The organism is uncultured Lactobacillus sp. (genome assembly GCF_947367085.1).
Lineage (GTDB): Bacteria > Bacillota > Bacilli > Lactobacillales > Lactobacillaceae > Lactobacillus.
Window position 1 is genome coordinate 43,431 of record NZ_CANBCP010000007.1, and the last position, 18,918, is coordinate 62,348.

Annotated in this window: 16 protein-coding genes; 14 read left to right on the forward strand and 2 right to left on the reverse strand. The window is 36.0% G+C overall.

Annotation, left to right across the window (positions count from 1 at the left end):
* Positions 1-109: 109 nt before the first annotated feature.
* From murF to alr, 4 genes are read left to right on the forward strand one after another with little or no spacing between them, the layout of a single operon-like run.
* Positions 110-1,477: a UDP-N-acetylmuramoyl-tripeptide--D-alanyl-D-alanine ligase gene (murF, locus tag Q0Y70_RS02315; protein ID WP_297816052.1), complete on the forward strand. Its 1,368-nt coding sequence runs from the start codon at positions 110-112 to the stop codon at positions 1,475-1,477.
* 15 nt (positions 1,478-1,492) lie between these two features.
* A complete protein-coding gene (locus Q0Y70_RS02320) occupies positions 1,493-2,953 on the forward strand; it encodes a DEAD/DEAH box helicase (protein ID WP_297816054.1) in 1,461 nt (486 codons plus the stop codon).
* Between the two features lie 39 nt (positions 2,954-2,992).
* Positions 2,993-3,355, forward strand: coding sequence for a holo-ACP synthase (gene acpS / locus Q0Y70_RS02325; protein WP_297816056.1), 363 nt, complete (start codon positions 2,993-2,995; stop codon positions 3,353-3,355).
* A gap of 5 nt (positions 3,356-3,360) precedes the next feature.
* Positions 3,361-4,497: an alanine racemase gene (gene alr, locus Q0Y70_RS02330; RefSeq protein ID WP_297816058.1), complete on the forward strand. Its 1,137-nt coding sequence runs from the start codon at positions 3,361-3,363 to the stop codon at positions 4,495-4,497.
* A 72-nt stretch (positions 4,498-4,569) separates the two neighbouring features.
* Here the strand turns inward: alr and cbpA are convergent, their stop codons facing one another.
* Together cbpA and Q0Y70_RS02340 are read right to left on the reverse strand one after the other, a co-directional pair.
* A complete protein-coding gene (gene cbpA, locus Q0Y70_RS02335; protein ID WP_297816060.1) occupies positions 4,570-5,253 on the reverse strand; it encodes a cyclic di-AMP binding protein CbpA in 684 nt (227 codons plus the stop codon).
* 184 nt (positions 5,254-5,437) lie between these two features.
* A complete protein-coding gene (locus tag Q0Y70_RS02340; protein WP_297816062.1) occupies positions 5,438-6,409 on the reverse strand; it encodes an L-lactate dehydrogenase in 972 nt (323 codons plus the stop codon).
* A 142-nt stretch (positions 6,410-6,551) separates the two neighbouring features.
* Here Q0Y70_RS02340 and pth point away from each other — a divergent pair, with 142 nt between their 5' ends.
* The 10 genes from pth to lysS all read left to right on the forward strand — a co-directional run bounded on the left by pth (position 6,552) and on the right by lysS (position 18,829).
* On the forward strand, positions 6,552-7,109 hold the full coding sequence (gene pth / locus Q0Y70_RS02345; protein WP_297816064.1) for an aminoacyl-tRNA hydrolase: 558 nt from the start codon (positions 6,552-6,554) through the stop codon (positions 7,107-7,109).
* Position 7,110: 1 nt separating this feature from the next.
* Positions 7,111-10,605, forward strand: a complete 3,495-nt coding sequence (gene mfd / locus Q0Y70_RS02350; RefSeq protein WP_297816065.1) for a transcription-repair coupling factor — start codon at positions 7,111-7,113, stop codon at positions 10,603-10,605.
* Positions 10,606-10,623: 18 nt separating this feature from the next.
* Positions 10,624-10,866: an RNA-binding S4 domain-containing protein gene (locus Q0Y70_RS02355; protein ID WP_297816067.1), complete on the forward strand. Its 243-nt coding sequence runs from the start codon at positions 10,624-10,626 to the stop codon at positions 10,864-10,866.
* 101 nt (positions 10,867-10,967) lie between these two features.
* Complete coding sequence (locus tag Q0Y70_RS02360) at positions 10,968-11,345, forward strand: septum formation initiator family protein (RefSeq protein ID WP_297816069.1); 378 nt, start codon at positions 10,968-10,970, stop codon at positions 11,343-11,345.
* On the forward strand, positions 11,345-11,692 hold the full coding sequence (locus tag Q0Y70_RS02365; RefSeq protein WP_297816070.1) for a S1 RNA-binding domain-containing protein: 348 nt from the start codon (positions 11,345-11,347) through the stop codon (positions 11,690-11,692). Before Q0Y70_RS02360 ends, Q0Y70_RS02365 begins: the two co-directional genes overlap by 1 nt.
* A 36-nt stretch (positions 11,693-11,728) precedes the next feature.
* Positions 11,729-13,033 carry a tRNA lysidine(34) synthetase TilS gene (gene tilS, locus Q0Y70_RS02370; protein ID WP_297816072.1) on the forward strand — a complete coding sequence of 435 codons (1,305 nt, stop codon included), beginning with the start codon at positions 11,729-11,731 and terminating at the stop codon, positions 13,031-13,033.
* Positions 13,034-13,101: 68 nt separating this feature from the next.
* Positions 13,102-15,270 carry an ATP-dependent zinc metalloprotease FtsH gene (gene ftsH / locus Q0Y70_RS02375; protein ID WP_297816074.1) on the forward strand — a complete coding sequence of 723 codons (2,169 nt, stop codon included), beginning with the start codon at positions 13,102-13,104 and terminating at the stop codon, positions 15,268-15,270.
* Between the two features lie 47 nt (positions 15,271-15,317).
* The gene (gene hslO, locus Q0Y70_RS02380) at positions 15,318-16,196 is read left to right on the forward strand and encodes an Hsp33 family molecular chaperone HslO (protein ID WP_297816076.1); all 879 of its coding nucleotides are present in this window, start codon (positions 15,318-15,320) and stop codon (positions 16,194-16,196) included.
* Between the two features lie 69 nt (positions 16,197-16,265).
* A complete protein-coding gene (gene dusB / locus Q0Y70_RS02385) occupies positions 16,266-17,267 on the forward strand; it encodes a tRNA dihydrouridine synthase DusB (protein ID WP_297816078.1) in 1,002 nt (333 codons plus the stop codon).
* A 20-nt stretch (positions 17,268-17,287) separates the two neighbouring features.
* The gene (gene lysS, locus Q0Y70_RS02390) at positions 17,288-18,829 is read left to right on the forward strand and encodes a lysine--tRNA ligase (RefSeq protein ID WP_297816080.1); all 1,542 of its coding nucleotides are present in this window, start codon (positions 17,288-17,290) and stop codon (positions 18,827-18,829) included.
* The last annotated feature ends 89 nt before the right edge of the window (positions 18,830-18,918 follow it).

Here is an 18,918-nt window from a genome sequence, read left to right on the forward strand (position 1 = left end):
TAACGTTTTGCCTCAATAATATGACTTGATTGGCGAGCTCTATTTGGCTTACAAGACTAAAGTAAGTATAATAGGCTATATGCAATTTTAATTGGGAGTAATAGAATTTATGAAAATGCAACTCGCAGAGATCGCTAGTGCTCTTAATAGCGATTTAAATAAAGGCGAAGATACTGTAATTACATCTGTAGTATTTGATTCAAGAAAGGCTACTGAGGATTCTTTATTTGTACCATTGGCTGGCCAAAGAGATGGCCATGAATTTGTGGCTAATGCAATTAGCCATGGTGCAAAAGCAACTTTATGGAAGAAAGGTCATCCAAATAAGCCGGAATCAATTCCAGTTATTGAAGTAGATGATCCACTCACTGCACTGCAAGATTTGGCACAATATTATTTGAAAAAGGTAAATCCAACGGTAGTCGGAATTACTGGATCAAATGGTAAAACCACCACTAAGGATATGGTAGCAGCAGTTTTATCGAAACGTTTTAATGTTCATAAAACGCAAGCTAACTTCAATAATGAGATTGGAGTTCCAGTCACTATTTTAGAAATGAAGCCATCAACTGAAATTTTGGTTTTGGAAATGGGGATGGATCGTCCTGGTCAACTTCATCATTTGAGTAGTTTAGTAAAGCCAGACGTTTGTGTAATTACAATGATTGGTGAAGCTCATATTGAATTCTTTGGTACACGCGACAAAATTGCCGATGCCAAGATGGAAATTACTGATTTTCTCAAAGAAGACGGTAAATTTATCTATAATGGTGACGAACCATTACTGGTGCAACGTGCTGAAAAGATCAAGCAAAGTAAGTCAACATTTGGCTTTGAGCAAGACGATACTATTTATGCTACTAAGTGGCATTCTTATATGCATCATGCTTCTTTTGAAATCAATAACTCTGATGAAAAATTTACAATTCCAATGATTGGTAAACATAACGTGTCTAATGCGATGGCTGCTATAAGTGTTGGGCGCCACTTCCATGAAAGTGATGAAGAAATCGCTCAAGCGCTGAGTAAATTCACACCTACTGCCAATAGAATGCAATGGAAAAAAGGCGATGTTGGAGAAGCAATTATGGATGATGTTTATAATTCCAATCCAACTGCTGCCAAAGCAGTTTTGACTTCTTTTGGACAAGTAAAGATTAAGGAAGCTGGCCGTCGAATTGCTGTTTTAGGTGACATGTTAGAGTTAGGAGAAGCTTCGCCTAAATTACACGCAAGTTTAGCTTCAGCACTTGATCCTGCAATAATTGATGAAGTGTATCTTTATGGTCCAGAAATGAAGCACTTAGCTGATGCTTTGACTACAAAATATAGTAAAAATAATGTTCATTACTATCCACAAGAAAATATGGATCGAATGATCGAAGATTTAAAGAATGATATAAAGCAAGACGATATTGTGATGCTCAAAGGTTCTCATGGCATGCATCTAGAAAAAGTTTTAGATCGTCTGCTGTAGGAAGGAATTAGATATTTGAAATTTTCAGAATTAGGCTTAAAGCCAGAGATTTTAAAGGCAATTAAGCGTGCTGGTTTTGAAGAGGCAACTCCAATTCAAGCCCAAACTATTCCCTTAGCTTTAAAAGGTGAAGATGTAATTGGACAAGCTCAAACTGGTACTGGTAAGACTGCCGCTTTTGGTTTGCCAATTTTACAAAATTTGGATAAACAACACGATTCAATTCAAGCTATCGTTATTGAACCAACGCGTGAATTAGCAATTCAGACTCAAGAAGAGTTGTTTAGACTAGGTCGTGATGAAAAAGCACGTGTTCAAGTTGTTTATGGTGGAGCCGATATTAGACGCCAAATCCACGCTTTAAAACAAACACCTGCAATTTTGGTAGGTACTCCGGGACGTTTACTTGACCATTTGAAACGTAAGACGATTGATATCTCACAGGTAAAAACGATCGTTTTGGATGAAGCAGATGAAATGCTCGATATGGGCTTTATCCAAGATATTGAGAGTATCTTGAAATATGCTTCAAGCAAGCACCAAACATTGCTATTTTCTGCAACTATGCCTAAACCAATTATGCGTATTAGCGAAAAGTTTATGCATAAGCCAGAAATTGTTCAAATTAAGGGAAAAGAATTAACTGCTAACTTAATTGATCAATACTTCGTACGGGCAAAAGAAAACGAAAAATTCGATATTCTTTGTCGCTTGATTGATGTTCAAAATCCTGATTTAGCCGTTGTTTTTGGTAGAACTAAACGTAGAGTAGATGAATTAACTCGCGGACTTCAAGCACGTGGCTACAATGCTGCTGGAATTCACGGTGATCTTTCTCAAGCTAAGAGAATGAGCGTTTTGAAGAGATTCCGTAAAGGAAAGCTTGATATCTTAGTTGCAACCGATGTTGCAGCCAGAGGATTAGATATTTCTGGTGTTAGTCACGTTTATAACTATGATATCCCTCAAGATCCAGATTCTTATGTTCACCGTATTGGTAGAACGGGTCGTGCTGGTAAAAATGGAATGTCAGTTACTTTTGTAACCCCAAATGAAATAGGTTACATGAGAACAATCGAAAACCTGACTCATAAAAAGATGATGCCACTTCGTCCACCTTCTGATGAAGAAGCATTCAAGGGACAACTTAGCGCAGCAAATAAGAAGGTTCAAGAGCTTTTAGACAGTGACTTGAGTAAATATACTGATGGAGCTGCTAAGCTCTTAGACGACTATTCAGCAGTTGACTTGGTTGCAGCTTTATTAAAGGATCTTTCAAAAGATGCTGATAGTGTAAAAGTTAAGATTACTCCAGAAAAACCTTTGCCATATAAAGCAAAACGTGATTATTCACATTCTAAGCGTAACTTTAAACATGGTGGCGATCGTAATAGCAAATATCGTCGGCGTCCAAACTCACGACGTGCTGGCCGTCACAAGAATAATCATGACTTTGTAATTAAGAAAAAAGATTAAAAAAGGCGCCTGTGGCGTCTTTTTGTTTAGGAGGAGTTTATGAGCGTTAGAGGAATTGGAATCGATATTTTAGATTTGGATAGAGTTAAAAGATTACAAGAAAAATTGGGTGATCGTTTTGCCAAGAGAGTTTTAACTCCTAACGAATTTGAAAAGTATAAAGAATACAAAGGTCAACGTCAAATTGAGTATTTAGGTGGGCGTTTTTCAAGTAAGGAATCTTTTTCAAAAGCATATGGAACTGGTCTAGGAAAAGAAGTAGGGTTTCAAGATATTGAAGTGCTGCAAGATGAGATTGGTCATCCGATTATGACGTCTTCCAAATTTAGTGGTAAAATTTTGGTTAGCATTTCACATGAAAGAAAATATGTGGTAACGCAAGTTTTGTTAGAGGAAGGTTAATTTTAATGGTACCTGCAATTCACCGGCCAGCACAAATTAATGTTGACTTAGATGCAATTAGACAAAATGTTCAAAACGAAATGAAAAACTTGGATTCCGGCCAAAAAATGTGGGCAGTAGTTAAAGCAAATGCTTATGGACATGGGGCTGTGGCTGTAGCAAATACCGCACTTAAAGCAGGAGCAAGCGGCTTGTGTGTAGCAACACTTGATGAGGCTTTGCAATTAAGAAGCTACGGCATTACTCAAACTATCTTAGTTTTAGGAATTGTTTCTGAAAGATGGGCAACATTAGCTAATCAGAATAATATTTCTTTGACTGTAGGGAGTTTAGATTGGCTTAAGAAAGCTCAAAAGTACCTTGAAGCAGAAGATGCAAAATTAAAAATTCACTTAGGTATAGATTCTGGAATGGGTAGAATCGGCTTTAGCGAAGATGAAGAATTCGTACAAGCTAATGAATTCTTGAAGAATAATCAAAATTTTGAAGTGGAAGGGATGTTTACCCACTTTTCAAAAGCGGATTCTGCAGATACTTCTTATCTTGATTATCAGTTAAAACGCTTTAACCATTTAAAAGACTTATTAACTATTACACCAAAGCATATTCATTTAGATAATAGTGCTGCAAGTATTTTTAAACGTAATGTAAAAAGTGATATTGTGCGTTTTGGAATTGCAATGTATGGACTTAATCCTTCTTCAGCTCCAAATAGTGAAGATTTAAAGTCAGCAATTGAATTAAAGCCAGCACTAACATTTACTTCTGAATTAACTTTTGTTAAACAAATTCACAAAGGTTATGGTGTGGGTTATGGTGTAACTTATAAAGCTGAAGGTGACGAATGGATTGGAACTGTCCCAGTAGGCTATGCAGACGGCTGGCAACGTTCAATGCAAGGTTTAGAAATTAAAGTTGGTGACACTTATTGTCCGATTGTAGGCCGGGTATGTATGGATCAATTTATGGTACGCTTACCTAAGAAAATGCCGGTTGGAACTAAGGTGGAACTTATTTCTGATGATCCATCTGCTCCTAACTTTATTAAAAAAGTTGCTGATAAAGCAAATACTATTCATTATGAGATTGAATGTTTGCTCAGTGATCGTTTGCCACGCGTATATAAAGAAGCAAAATTTTAAAAGAAAAGAACTGCTTGAGTGAAAATTGATGATTCACTTCTGAGCAGTTCTTTTTAATATTTTTTTGTTAAATTAGTCAGCTAAGAATTCGCCAGGCTTTTCGTCACTTCTAATTGTCATACCTGATTGAAGGTCTTCAATTTCCGCAACGACAAAGCCTTTCTTTTCTAATTTTCTAACAATTGTTTCCATGGTATCGCGAGAGACACCGACTGGTAATGTGAAAAGATTACGTCTCACTAATTCACCAGTCTTAACATCCAAAGTCAAACATCCAGCAATATTAGTATATTTAGAGATAATCTTAGCCATTCTAACCAAATTACCACGGTCATTATCAGATAAGATAGTCAAAACGTAGGAACCATTGTTAATGTTCCAAGCATCAGATAACATATCTAATAAACGAGAGTGAGTTAGAATCCCATAGAAATGGTTTTGTTCATCTAAAACAGCAATGTAAGGTAAGTCCTTGATGTTGAAGAAAACTCTAAAGAATGGTGAGTCAACTTTGATAGTTTTTGTAGCATTTTTGAGCAAATAAGTTACAGGTAAATTCATATCTCCGCCTTGAGATTTATGACGGTAGATGTGCATCTTATAGATGTTTCCTCTAAAAATAGTGCCAGTATCATCTAAAATAGGTACACAACGAAAACCTGAATCTTCAAGGATTTTAAGAGCTTCTGCAAGAGTAGCTTTTTCATTAACTGTTGTTAAATAGTTTTTCTTATAAACCAGCGATTTGATAAGCATTAAGTGACGCCTCCGTTAAATTGATAAATTTAATAGCAATTATACCATAAATAGCCAGATAAATTAAAGTATAATTAAATACCTATAAGAATTTAATTTAGCCTAATCTCAAATATATTCTATCAATTTAAAGCATAATAAAAAAGCATTTGTTGCCAAATGCTTTTTAAATTGAATATGAAGATTATTGACGAACTTTAACGCCAGTTTCTTTAAAGGCTTTGTCCATAACTTCCTTCAATTGTTTTGCGGAAGCTTCCATCTTAGCTTGTTCATCAGCGTTCAATGGCATTTCAATAACTTGTTCCAAACCGTGACGTCCAACAACAGCTGGAGTACCAATGTGAAGGTCGTGTAAACCATATTCACCATCCATTGGTACTGAAAGTGGAAGAACTCTGTGTTCGTTGTTCAAGATAGCCTTAGTGATGAATGCTAAAGCAGTACCGATGCCGTAGAAAGTAGCACCTTTCTTGTTGATAATATCGTAAGCCATGTCAGCAACTTCCTTGTGGATTGCTTCAAGCTTGTTTTCACCAACTTCTGGGTGAGCTTTTACCCAGTCACTAACTTTAACGCCACCAACATTGTTGTAGCTCCATACTGGGAATTCAGTATCACCGTGTTCACCAAGCATGTAAGCATTAACTGAACGAGGATCAACGTGTTCCATTTCGCCGATAACTTTTTGAAGACGACCAGTATCAAGTGAAGTACCTGAACCGATAACACGATCCTTAGGAAATCCTGACATTCTCCAAGTTGCGTGAGTTAAGATATCAACTGGGTTAGCAGCAACTAAGAAGATACCCTTAAATCCAGATTCAACGATTGGTTCAACAATTGAAGATAAAATCTTCAAGTTCTTGTTAACTAAGTCAAGACGAGTTTCACCTGGTTTTTGAGGTGCACCAGCTGAGATAACAACTAAATCTGCATCTTTTGCGTCTGAATATTCAGCTGAGTAAATAGTCTTTGGTGCAATCCAAGGAGTAGCATCTGCTAAGTCAATAGCATCACCTTGAGTTCTTTCCTTGATGATGTCAACGATACCTAATTCTTGTGCAATACCTTGTTGTACTAATGAAAATGCGTAAGTAGAACCTACAGCACCATCACCAACAAGAATAATCTTATGAATTTTTTCTTCTGTCATGTCAAATTCATCCTTCCACATTTAGTGATTTTTTTAACAACCAAAATTATATCATATGTAAAATGTATTTTTAAAGCAGAATAAATTGGCTGTATGCTATAATCATCACGCTAAGTAAACTAGTTTAAGGAGAAAAATGATAATGAAGTTAATTGCTGCTTTAGGAAATCCTGGACAAAAATATGAAAAGACAAAACATAATACTGGATTTATGGCTTTAGATCACTATTTAAGCGAAAATAATCTAAATCTTGATAAAGATAAATTTGAAGGCTTTTGGACTAAACAAAAAATAAAAGGTGAAGATGTTATCTTACTTGAGCCACAAACTTATATGAATGATTCTGGAAAATCTATTGCTCAAGTTGCCAATTTCTTTAAAATCAAGCCAGAAGATATTTTAGTAATTCATGATGATATGGATATGCCAATTGGCAAAATCAGAATTAGAAAAAACGGTAAATCAGGTGGTCATAATGGTATTAAAAGTATCATTGCTTGTTTAGGAACAACGGATTTTAATCGCTTAAAGATTGGAATTCAGCACCCTCAAAAGCAAAGTGTAGTTTCTTGGGTGTTAACACCGTTTAATGGCGAACAACAAAAATTAATGGATCAAGCATTTGAAACTAGCGAAAAAATCATTAATGATTTTGCTAGCGGTAAAGATGCTCAGTATTTGATGAATCAGTATAACTAAGATGCAAGTTTCAACAATAATTGAAAAAGATAAACAATTAGAAGATTTTATTGATCAGTTGCCTCACGCAAAAAAATCTCTCTTAACAGGGGTTAATGGTGGGGCTTTTAGTGCAATTATTAAGCAACTTTTGGATAAACAAAATAAGCCTCTGATATTAGTTGAAGAAAATGAGGATAAGGCACAACGACTGCAAAATGAGCTCTCTTCATTTTTATCGGAAGATATTGTGCACTATTTTGCAGTTGATAGTACTTTAGCCACCCAAGCAGCAGTAGCTTCACCAGATGAATTGAGTCAGCGAATTACGGCTCTTAACTTTTTGCTTGCACAAAAAACAGGGATCGTAATTACAACAGCGCAGGGTTTGCAATATAAATTATCTGCGCCTGAATTGTTTGCTCAAGCTAATAAGAGTTTGCAAATTGGTCAAGAACATGACTTAAAAAAGTTAACTCAGTGGTTAATTGCTAATGGATATAAGCGCGATAGCATTGTGGCACGGCCAGGAGAATTTGCACTGCGTGGTGATATTTTAGATATTTATCCACTGCAAAATCAAGATCCTGTTCGAATAGAATTTTTCGGAGATGAAATTGATACTATTAAGCGCTTTGATGCAGCCACTCAAAGAAGCTTAGAAAGCATTGAAGAAATTACAATAACTTGTGCTTTGGATCGCGTATTTTCTCAAAAAGATATTGTTAAAGCAGTTGATGCAATTGAAAAAGATATAAAAGACTCAACAGCGGATAAAAAATCGATTGATAATCATTTTGCTTTAGCTTTAGAAGCGTTAAAGCAAGGGCACCTACCAGAAAATTATGCTTTTTTAGTAGATTATTTACTTCCAAAATCATATTCGTTATTAGATTATCTTGCTTCAGATGGGTTAATTTTATTTGATGATTGGTCTTTGATTCAAAAAAATGTGGCTGAAGTTGATGAACAAAATGAAAGCTTTATTTCTGAAGAAATTAAAGCTGGTGCTATGCTTGATAGTCAAAAGTTACGCAATAATTTCACTCATCAATTAAAGAAAGCTAAGCAAAGTAGGCTATATTTTTCTCTTTTCCAAAAAGGGATGGGGAGATTAAAGTTCGATCAACTGCTTAACTTTACTACTCGTGAAGTTGAGCAATTCTTTAGTCAGATGCCACTAATTAAAACTGAACTTAAAAGATTTCATACTCAAAAGCAAACTGTTGTCTTGCAAGCTGATTCAAAAATTCGTGCTCAGCAAATTCAACAAAATTTAGTTGATTATGGGATTGATGTGCCAGTAGTTAGTGATGACCAAATTCAAGAAGGTCAGACGCAAATAATTATAGGTGATTTTCAAACTGGTTTTAGTCTCCCAACGGTAGATTTAATTTATATCACTGAACGAGAGTTGTTTAACCAGAAAAAGCATCATAAAAAACGCATCAAAACTTTAGAAAATGCGCAAAGACTGAGAAATTATACCGAACTAAAGCCAGGCGATTATGTAGTTCATGTCAATCATGGAATTGGACGTTTTGAAGGAATTAAGACATTAGAAGTTGACGGCAAAAAGCGCGACTATATCACTATTACCTATCAACATCATGACCAATTATTTGTTCCAGCTGATCAACTGGGGCTTGTTCAAAAGTATGTTGGCTCTGAAGGACGCGTGCCACATATTAATAAATTAGGTGGTACTGAATGGGCAAAAACTAAGCGACGTGTCCAATCCAAGGTTGAAGATATTGCTGATGATTTGATTGAGCTTTATGCTAAAAGAGAGTCAGAAAAAGGTTATGCCTTTAGTAAAGATGATGAATTACAAAGAGCCTTTGAAGATTCGTTCCCATATCCACCAACCGCTGATCAAAAACGATCTGTTGAGGAAATTAAAGCTGATATGGAATCACCACGTCCAATGGATCGATTAGTAGTTGGGGATGTTGGTTTTGGTAAAACCGAAGTTGCATTGCGTGCTGCATTTAAGGCAATTAGAGATGGTAAACAAGTCGCCTTTTTAGTTCCTACTACAATCTTAGCTCAGCAGCATTTTGAAACAATGCAAGACCGGTTTAAGGATTTTCCAGTTAGAGCAGCTATGCTTTCACGTTTTCAAAGCGATAGTGAAGCAAAAGAAATTTTGGAAAAGTTAAAAAATGGTCAAATTGATATGGTCGTGGGTACGCATCGTATTTTATCTAAAGATGTGAAGTTTAAAGACTTAGGCTTGTTGATTATTGATGAAGAGCAGCGCTTTGGTGTAAAGCACAAGGAAAGATTAAAGCAGCTTAAATCAAATGTGGATGTTTTGACTTTGACAGCGACGCCGATCCCGCGCACGTTGCATATGTCGATGGTTGGCGTACGCGATTTATCAGTTATGGAAACTCCTCCAACAAACAGGTATCCGATTCAGACTTATGTGATGGAAGAAATGCCAAGTATCGTACGTGAAGCATGTTTGCGTGAGATGAGACGTAATGGTCAGATTTTCTTTTTACATAATAGAATTGATGATATTGATAAAGTTGTCAGTCAACTGCAAGAATTAATCCCTGAAGCCAAAATTGAATATATTCATGGTCGGATGAGCGAAAATCAACTTGAAGATATCATGTATCGCTTTGTCAAAAATGAATTTGATATCTTAGTGACAACCACTATTATCGAAACTGGTGTCGATATGCCAAATGTTAACACCTTAATTGTTGAAGACGCTGATCGCTATGGGTTGAGTCAACTTTATCAGCTGCGTGGTCGAATTGGGCGTAGCGCAAGATTAGCTTATGCATATTTTTTGTATCAACCAAATAAGGTTTTAACCGAAGTCGGAGAAAAAAGGCTGAGTGCGATTAGAGACTTTACTGAATTAGGTTCTGGATTTAAAATTGCGATGCGTGATTTGTCGATACGTGGAGCAGGAAATATGCTAGGCCAGCAGCAACATGGCTTTATCGATAGTGTGGGTTATGATTTATATTCACAAATGCTTGATGAGGCAGTTAAAAAGCGTAAAGGTGAAAAAATCGCTGTTAAAACCAATGCTGAAGTTCAGTTTAACTTTGAAGCTTACATACCTGATGAATATATTAGTGATCAAGAACAAAAGATTGAATTTTATAAGAGGATCAAAGAAATCGATGATCGCAAGCAAGCTGATGATATTGCAGATGAATTGATTGATCGCTTTGGTGATTATCCTGCTGCTGTCGAAAACTTGTTAAATGTATCAGCTTTGAAGTCAGATGCAGATAAAGCGCAAGCTTTGAGCGTAGTACAAAAAGATAACCATGTTCAAATTATTTTTAATAATAAAGCTAGTCAAGAACTAGAAGGTCCTAATGTTTTTAAGGCGCTAGAACATGTTACTTTAAGAGCACGTGTAAATATGGATCCTAAACAGAGAATGAATGTGGTTTTAGAGGTTTCAGAAAAGATGTCATCTAGACAATTATTTAGTGAGATAAGAGAATTTTTAACTAAGGTACAAGAAATTGTCCAAAGATAATTGAATCAGGAGAAAATCATGAGAATAGATAAATTTTTAAAAGTTTCTAGATTAGTAAAAAGAAGAACTGTTGCCAAAGAAATGGCAGATCAAGGCCGAGTAAAAGTAAATGATCGAGTTGTAAAGTCCAGTTATGACGTAAATTTGGGGGATGTTATTGAAATCGGTTTCGGTAATAAACAAATTAAAGCAAAGGTGCTTGATCTTAGAGAAACAACAAAAAAAGCTGAAGCAAGTGACCTATATGAGATAATTGACTAATGACATTTTGCTAAATAGATGTTATATTAAGAATATTGTATAGTGAAATTGATTTTAATTATCATGTTATTAGTCGAAAATAATGAAGGTAGGTTAAGCTTATGAACAAGGGCCCTAGAATTTATAATGCTTTAAGTGATGAAGAAAGAATTGCGCGTTTGCAAAGAAAAGCGGCTCGTAAGGTTAAAGAAGTGCATCGGGTTAGAAGAAATAGAATTGTAGCTATTTTTGCAATTATTTTCGTTTTCTTTGGCATTCAATTAATTATGGTCCACGTTCAAACCAATCGGATTAATTCGCAAGTTGAAGCAAGTAAAGTTCAATTGGATAAAATAAATCAAAAAAATAAAAAGCTTGAGGCACAAAGTAATGATTTAAAAGATCCAAGCTATGTTGGAAAAATGATCCGTTACAAGTTTTACTACTCAAAGCCTGGTGAAGCTATCTACAGTATCCCAGAAAAAGAGGATAACAATTAATGAAGTTTCCTGTAGGTCTACGCATTAACGGGCACGTAAATAATGTAACTGAACTTGGCGTCTTTTTAGATCTACCACATCATCATCATGGTTTGATACACTATAAAGATTTTGGCGATAAGTGGAATACTCAAAAGCACAAAATTAAGCAAAATGATGAGTTGCGTGTAGTAGTTATTAATAACTATAAGGGAAAAATTGCATTATCTTTGAGTCGAGTTAATGATTCAAATTTAATAGATCCGACTAACTCTTTTAATGATCAAGAAGATTTTGGAAAGAGCTTGACTAATTTACTTGATAATTCAAAACATGAAATTAAACTTCTAAAAGAAGACTTGAAATAAAGTGACCACGAGGTCGCTTTTTTTATGAGGTGAGTTATGGAATTAACGACTTTTTTTTCTCGTAATAAATTACCTACTGATAATAAAAAGTTCTTGATTGCTACTAGTAGCGGGCCTGATTCAATGGCTTTGTTGGATATGATGAGGAGATTAGTTAAAGATTCAAGTCATCAAATTTATGTAGCTCATATTGATCATTGCTTGAGAAAAGATAGCTTTTTAGAAAGTCAGCTCATTAGTGAGTATTGTGATAAATATAATCTTGTTTTTTTTGATAAAAAATGGGAAGTGGGCCTTCATCCAAAAAGTGGAATTGAGGCTAGTGCGAGAAAGTTTCGGTATGATTTTTTTAAAGAATTGATTAATCGATATAAAATTGATTATTTGATTACAGCGCATCACGGAGATGACTTGATAGAAAATATCTTATTGAAATTTATTCGCTCAGGTAATGTCCAAGAAATGAATTCTTTAGTGGAGATAGGGGATTTTGCGTCAGCTAAGATTGTACGTCCTTTGCTATCTTGGAGTAAGGAAGAATTAAAACAATATGATATAGAAAATAAGGTTGACTATATTCAAGATAAGACTAATTTTGAAGATGAGGTATTGCGTAATAGACTAAGGCATCATGTTGTCCCTTTGTTAAAAAAAGAAAATACAGATTTAATTGCAAATGCGAATAATTTCTTAAACAGTGAAAAGGCTCTGGAAGATGATCAAAGTAGCTTGTTTTCGGCAGTTAAAAGGCCAAAAATTATTTTAGACAGCATCACTGGAGAACTTTCAGATATATCTACGTTTAGTAATTCACAAAAGAAACGTTATTTTGAATGGTTGCTTGCAAAAAAATGGCATCGAAAAGTTCATTTTCCAACACAAGATTTTACTAAGGCACTTACTTTACAAAAAGATGGCTTTGAATTAATCATTTATCAAGACAGTTTTTATATCACTAAACAGCTGCAAGACAAGGCGATGATGATGCCAATATCTTTAGACAAACCCTTTAATTTTCTTAATAAACAATACGTAGTTTCGCTCAAGGATAGCTGGCCAGAGATGACTAAAATTGATTATTTTTATAATATTCCTGATCTCAAATTCTATGCTGGTAGTTTAGAAAATGGGTCCAAATTGACTTTGGCTGATGAAACTATGGTCAAAGCAAAGAAAAAATTTGCTCAAGCAAAAATTCCCAGACAATTACGTAATCGATGTTTATCAATTAAAACTGATAAATCTATATTGTATGTGGAACATACATATCGCTGGCAACAATATAATGAAAAATATGTATGTTTCAATATTTTTTCAAATTGTGAAGATTCATTTAAATAATTAGGGAAAAGCGCAAATTTATGGTAAAATTTTGAGAGTAATTCCAAGAAACTTCATGGAGGTTCAATATGAAAAATAGAAGAAACAGACTGCTATCGAACGGTCTTTTCTATATTTTGGTATTCGTGATCCTCTTAGGAGGAATTAACTGGTTCGTAGGTGGTTCTGGATCAAGTGGTTCTTCCGAAAATATTAGCTATTCAACTCTTGTTAAAGATTTGAAAGCTAAGAGAGTCAAGAGTATCAATATCCAACCAGCTAATGGTGTTTATACTGTTACTGGTACTTATAAAAAAGCACATAAAGTTAAAAATCAAAAAAATAATAGTTTAGACTTCTTCGGTGGTACAACTAGTGGTAATAGTGTGGATCGTTTTAATACGACCATGCTTCAGAATGACTCCATGGTTAAGAATGTCTCTAATTTAGCTCAAAAATCTGGAGCTACAATTTCTGGCCAGGGAGAATCTCAATCTGGCACCTGGATCTCAACTATTGTCATGCTTGTTCCTACTTTGATTTTCATTGTCATGTTATGGATGATGATGAATCAAGGTGGCCAAGGTCGTGGTGGCGGCATGATGAGCTTTGGTAAGTCTCATGTTAAGCCACAAGATCCAAGCAAGAACAAGGTTCGCTTCTCGGATGTTGCAGGTGAAGAAGAAGAAAAGCAAGAGCTTGTTGAAATCGTAGAATTTTTGAAACATCCATCTAAATACACTAAGCTTGGTGCTCGTATCCCAGCGGGTGTGCTTCTTGAAGGCCCTCCTGGTACTGGTAAAACTTTACTTGCTCGAGCAGTGGCAGGAGAAGCAGGAGTACCATTTTATTCAATTTCTGGTTCTGACTTTGTTGAAATGTTCGTTGGTGTCGGTGCTTCTCGTGTTCGTGACTTATTTGAAACTGCTAAAAAGAATGCTCCAAGTATTATCTTCATCGATGAAATTGATGCAGTTGGACGCAGACGTGGAAATGGCGTTGGCGGTGGACATGATGAACGTGAACAAACTTTAAACCAATTACTTGTTGAAATGGATGGTTTTGAAGGTGACGAAGGCGTTATTGTTATGGCTGCCACCAACCGTTCAGATGTCTTAGACCCAGCTTTGCTTCGCCCAGGACGTTTCGATAGAAAAGTTTTAGTTGGCCGTCCTGATGTTAAAGGCCGTGAAGCTATTTTGAAAGTTCACGCCAAAAATAAGCCACTTGCCTCTGATGTTGATCTTAAAGAAGTTGCACGTCAGACACCAGGTTTTGTGGGTGCTGACCTTGAAAACGTCTTAAATGAAGCAGCTTTAGTTGCGGCAAGACGTAATAAGACTGAAATTACTGCTTCAGATATTGATGAAGCTGAAGACCGGGTAATTGCTGGACCAGCTAAGAAAGATACTGTTATCTCTGCTTCAGAAAGAAAACGTGTTGCTTTCCACGAAGCTGGACACGCTATCGTTGGTTTGGTATTGAGTGATTCACGTACTGTTAGAAAAGTTACTATCGTTCCGCGTGGTAGAGCTGGTGGATACAACATTATGCTTCCAAAAGAGGATGAAAATCTTCTTACTAAGAGCCAATTGATGGAACAAGTTGCTGGACTTATGGGTGGTCGCGCAGGTGAAGAAGTAGTTGTGGGTGACAAGTCAACTGGAGCTTCAAATGACTTTGAACAAGCTACTAATATTGCTCGTAGTATGGTTACTCAATACGGTATGACCGATGTTGGTATGACCGAATTAGAATCTCCAAGTATGCAAAACGAATTTGGCGTAAAGCCATACAGTGAAGCTACTGCTGCTAAGATTGATGAAGCAGTTAAGAAGATTCTTGATGAAGGCTATGACAAAGCTGTTGAGATTATTAAGACTCATCGCGAAACTCATAAAGTCATTGCTGAAGCTTTGCTCAAGTATGAGACTTTGAACGAAAAACAAATTCTTTCATTGTTTAAGACTGGTAAGATGCCAGAAAATGATGATAACGAATTTCCAAGTGAAAATAAGGCCTCAACTTATGAAGAAGCCAAAGCTGCAATGGAAAAAAGAGATCACCAACGTGAAGAAACTGAAAGCAAGGATGACAAAGAAGATATCCATCCACTTCCAGATGATCACAGAAATATCGATGACATTCCGTTGAATCCACCATCAGAAAATGATGATTCAGAAAATAAAACATCAGATTCAACAAATAGCGATTCAGCTGAGAATAAATCAAGTGATGACTCTGATCATAAAGAATAAGATTAAAATAGAGCTGAAAGGCTCTATTTTTTTTGAGAGGAAACAAAATGAATGATTATTTAATTAGAGCGATTGATAAGACAAAAAATTTGAGATTTTTGGCTGTTACAGCAAAAGATTTAGTCAATGAAGCACAAAAGCGCCATAATACTTGGAGCGCCTCTAGCGCAGTTTTAGGTAGGACGATGATTGGAAGCTTGCTTTTAGCGAGTGCTTTGTTAAAAGATAAAGATGAATTAACAGTCAGATTATTGGGCAACGGTCCAGTGGGAGCCACTGTTGTAACTGCCAAAGCTGATTTAAAAGTTAAAGGATTCATTCAGAATCCTCATATTGCCCTTCCTCCAAAAAAAGATGGGCATATTGATGTTGCTAAAGCAGTTGGAAAAGGCTGGTTGCAAGTCACCAAAGACCTAGGTTTAAACAAGCCATACACGGGTGAAGTTCCAATTGTTAGTGGAGAAATTGCAGAAGATTTTACTTACTATATGGCCAAATCTGAACAAATTCCTTCCGCTGTAGGATTATCTGTTTTTGTAGAGCCGAATAATTCGATTGGAGCAGCTGGCGGCTTTATGATGCAAGCTTTGCCGGGAGCAAGTGATGAACTTTTAGAAAAAGTAGAAAAGAAAATCAAGGCTTTGCCGCATTTATCTTCTATGTTTTTAGATGGGACCACTCCAGAAGATTTAGCTAAGAAAATAATGGGTGATGACTGTAAGATTTTAGATAAGCAAGAAGTAGCTTTTTCTTGCGACTGTTCAAAAGAAAAATATAGTGATATTTTGAAAACACTAAAGCCTACTGAAATAAAAGAAATGATTGAAAAAGATCATGGTGCAGAGTTAACTTGTCGTTTTTGTAAAAATAAATATCATTTTACAGAAGATGAGTTAAAAGCCATTTTAGCCGAGCAAAAAGATTAATTATCTACTAACCAAAATATAGTAGTAAATAAACTTTTCTGATAGAATATTTAGAGACTTGAAAGGAGTATGCATGTGAGTAAAAGCTGGAAAATTCGAGATATTGAAATTCCTAATCAAGTAGTGGTTGCCCCAATGGCCGGCATATCTAATGCGGCTTTTAGAGTGGTATGTAAGGAATTTGGCGCTGGATTAGTAGTGTGTGAAATGATTTCAGATCATGGAATTATTTATCGTAATAAAAAAACGCTGAGCATGCTGCAAGTGGATCCACGTGAACATCCCATGAGTATTCAGATTTTCGGTGGTAGTGAAGAAACGCTCGTTGAGGCTGCTCATTATGTAGACGAGCATACGGCTGCTGATATCATCAATATCAATATGGGCTGTCCGGTGCCAAAAGTTACAAAAACTGATGCTGGTTCTAAATGGTTACTTGATCCAAATAAAATTTATCAGATGGTACATGCTGTAGTCAGAAATGTTAAAAAGCCTGTTACCGTTAAAATGCGTACTGGTTGGGATCAACGACACATTTTTGCTGTAGAAAACGCACTTGCTGCTCAAGAAGCAGGTGCTAGCGCAGTAGCAATGCATGGCCGCACTAGAAAACAAATGTATATGGGTGAAGCTGATTGGGAAACTTTGAAGGATGTGGCAGATCACTTAACTATCCCTTTTATTGGGAATGGTGATGTTACTACTCCTGAAAAGGCTAAACAGATGCTTAATCAAGTGGGTGCGACTGCTGTGATGGTAGGTAGAGCAGCTTTAGGAAATCCATGGATTTTAAAAGATATGGTTCACTATCTTGATACCGGTGAAAAACTACCTCCGCAAACAGTTGCTCAAAAAGTTGAAACTGCCAAACAACAATTAAATGGTCTTATTGAGCTTAAGGGAGAAAAGATCGCAGTCCCTGAATTTAGAAGACAAGCTGCATACTATTTAAAGGGAATTCCCCGTTCCGCGCGTACTCGTGCTAAAATAAATGATGTTTGGACAAAACAAGAAGTTTTTGACTTACTAGATGATTTTGTGGAAAAATATGAAGCAAGACAAAAAGATTAATCAATAAAGGAGTTTTTAGAGTGGCAAAAAATGAGATGAATGACCAACTTATCGTTCGTCGTGAAAAGATGGACGAAATGCGTGAAAATGGTATTGAACCATTTGGTGTAAGAAAGTTTGATCGTCAAGATTTAGCACGTACTTTGAATGAAAAATACAGCGGTGAAGACAAAGACGAATTAAACGCTGATATGCCTATGACCAAGATTGCAGGTCGTATGCTTGCAAAACGTGGTAAGGGTAAAGTTGGTTTTGCTGATCTTTATGACCGTACTGGTAAGATTCAAATTTACGTACGTAAAGATATCGTTGGTGAAGACAACTATAAGATTTTTAAGAAGTCTGATATTGGTGACTTTTTAGGTATTGATGGAGAAGTAATGAAGACTGACACGGGTGAATTGACCATTCGTGCAACTCATATTACTTTTTTATCAAAAGCTCTTCGTCCATTACCTAATAAATGGGATGGTTTAAAAGATGTTGAACAAATCTATCGTCAACGCTACCTTGATTTGATTACTAACCGTGAAAGTTACATGCGCTTTGTACACCGTACGCAAATTATTCAAGCCATTCGTAATTATTTGAATAATAAGGATTTCTTAGAAGTTGAAACTCCGGTGCTTCATAATATCCCTGGTGGTGCAGAAGCGCGTCCATTTATTACTCACCACAATGCTTTAGATATTGATTTATACATGAGAATTGCTTTGGAACTCCCATTGAAGCGATTAATTGTTGGTGGAATGGAAAGAGTTTATGAAATCGGTAGAGTATTCAGAAATGAAGGTGTTGATACTCGTCATAACCCTGAATTTACTGAATTAGAAACTTATGCTGCATACTGGGACTTCCACGATGTAATGGATGAAGCTGAAGGTATTATTAGAGCCGCAGCTAAAGTTGTTTCTTCTGATGGTAAAATTAATTATCAAGGTACAGATATCGACTTAGGCAAGCCATTTCGTCGTGTGCACATGGTCGATTTGATTAAAGAAAAGACCGGTGTTGATTTCTGGAAAGAAATGACTGATGATGAAGCTAAGAAGATTGCTGAAGAACATGGTATCCACCCAGAACCATTCTGGAAAGTTGGTCATGTAATCAATGCCTTCTTTGACGAATTCTGTGAAAAGACGATTGTTGATCCAACATTTGTTTACGGCCACCCTGTAGAAATTTCACCACTGGCTAAGAAGAATGCCGATGATCCAAGATTTACTGATCGTTTCGAAATCTTTATTTTAGGTATGGAATACGGTAATGCATTCTCAGAATTAAATGATCCTGTTGATCAACGTCATCGTTTTGAAGAACAAATGGCTGAACGTGAAGCTGGTAACGATGAAGCTGACATGATTGACGAAGATTATATTCGTGCTATGGAATTTGGTATGCCTCCTACTGGTGGGTTAGGTATTGGTATTGATCGTTTGGTAATGCTTTTAACTGATGCACCTGCAATTCGTGACGTACTGCTCTTCCCAACAATGCGTCCAGAAAAAGTAGAAGACGTTGATGCTGAAGTTCAAGAAGACTTGAAGAAGAAAAATAAATAATTTTTCAAAAAAGTATTTACAAATTGGATTATAATTTGCTATAATCTTTTTTGTACTGCGGAAGTAGTTCAGTGGTAGAACATCACCTT

Coding starts and splice junctions, on each gene's coding strand:
- Q0Y70_RS02340 (WP_297816062.1), bottom strand. CDS start 6,409: ATGACAGAAGAAAAAATTCATAAGATTATTCTTGTTGGTGATGGTGCT.
- acpS (WP_297816056.1), top strand. CDS start 2,993: ATGAGCGTTAGAGGAATTGGAATCGATATTTTAGATTTGGATAGAGTT.
- Q0Y70_RS02360 (WP_297816069.1), top strand. CDS start 10,968: ATGAACAAGGGCCCTAGAATTTATAATGCTTTAAGTGATGAAGAAAGA.
- tilS (WP_297816072.1), top strand. CDS start 11,729: ATGGAATTAACGACTTTTTTTTCTCGTAATAAATTACCTACTGATAAT.
- murF (WP_297816052.1), top strand. CDS start 110: ATGAAAATGCAACTCGCAGAGATCGCTAGTGCTCTTAATAGCGATTTA.
- Q0Y70_RS02355 (WP_297816067.1), top strand. CDS start 10,624: ATGAGAATAGATAAATTTTTAAAAGTTTCTAGATTAGTAAAAAGAAGA.
- dusB (WP_297816078.1), top strand. CDS start 16,266: ATGCATGTGAGTAAAAGCTGGAAAATTCGAGATATTGAAATTCCTAAT.
- ftsH (WP_297816074.1), top strand. CDS start 13,102: ATGAAAAATAGAAGAAACAGACTGCTATCGAACGGTCTTTTCTATATT.
- pth (WP_297816064.1), top strand. CDS start 6,552: ATGAAGTTAATTGCTGCTTTAGGAAATCCTGGACAAAAATATGAAAAG.
- alr (WP_297816058.1), top strand. CDS start 3,361: ATGGTACCTGCAATTCACCGGCCAGCACAAATTAATGTTGACTTAGAT.
- Q0Y70_RS02365 (WP_297816070.1), top strand. CDS start 11,345: ATGAAGTTTCCTGTAGGTCTACGCATTAACGGGCACGTAAATAATGTA.
- mfd (WP_297816065.1), top strand. CDS start 7,111: ATGCAAGTTTCAACAATAATTGAAAAAGATAAACAATTAGAAGATTTT.
- cbpA (WP_297816060.1), bottom strand. CDS start 5,253: ATGCTTATCAAATCGCTGGTTTATAAGAAAAACTATTTAACAACAGTT.
- hslO (WP_297816076.1), top strand. CDS start 15,318: ATGAATGATTATTTAATTAGAGCGATTGATAAGACAAAAAATTTGAGA.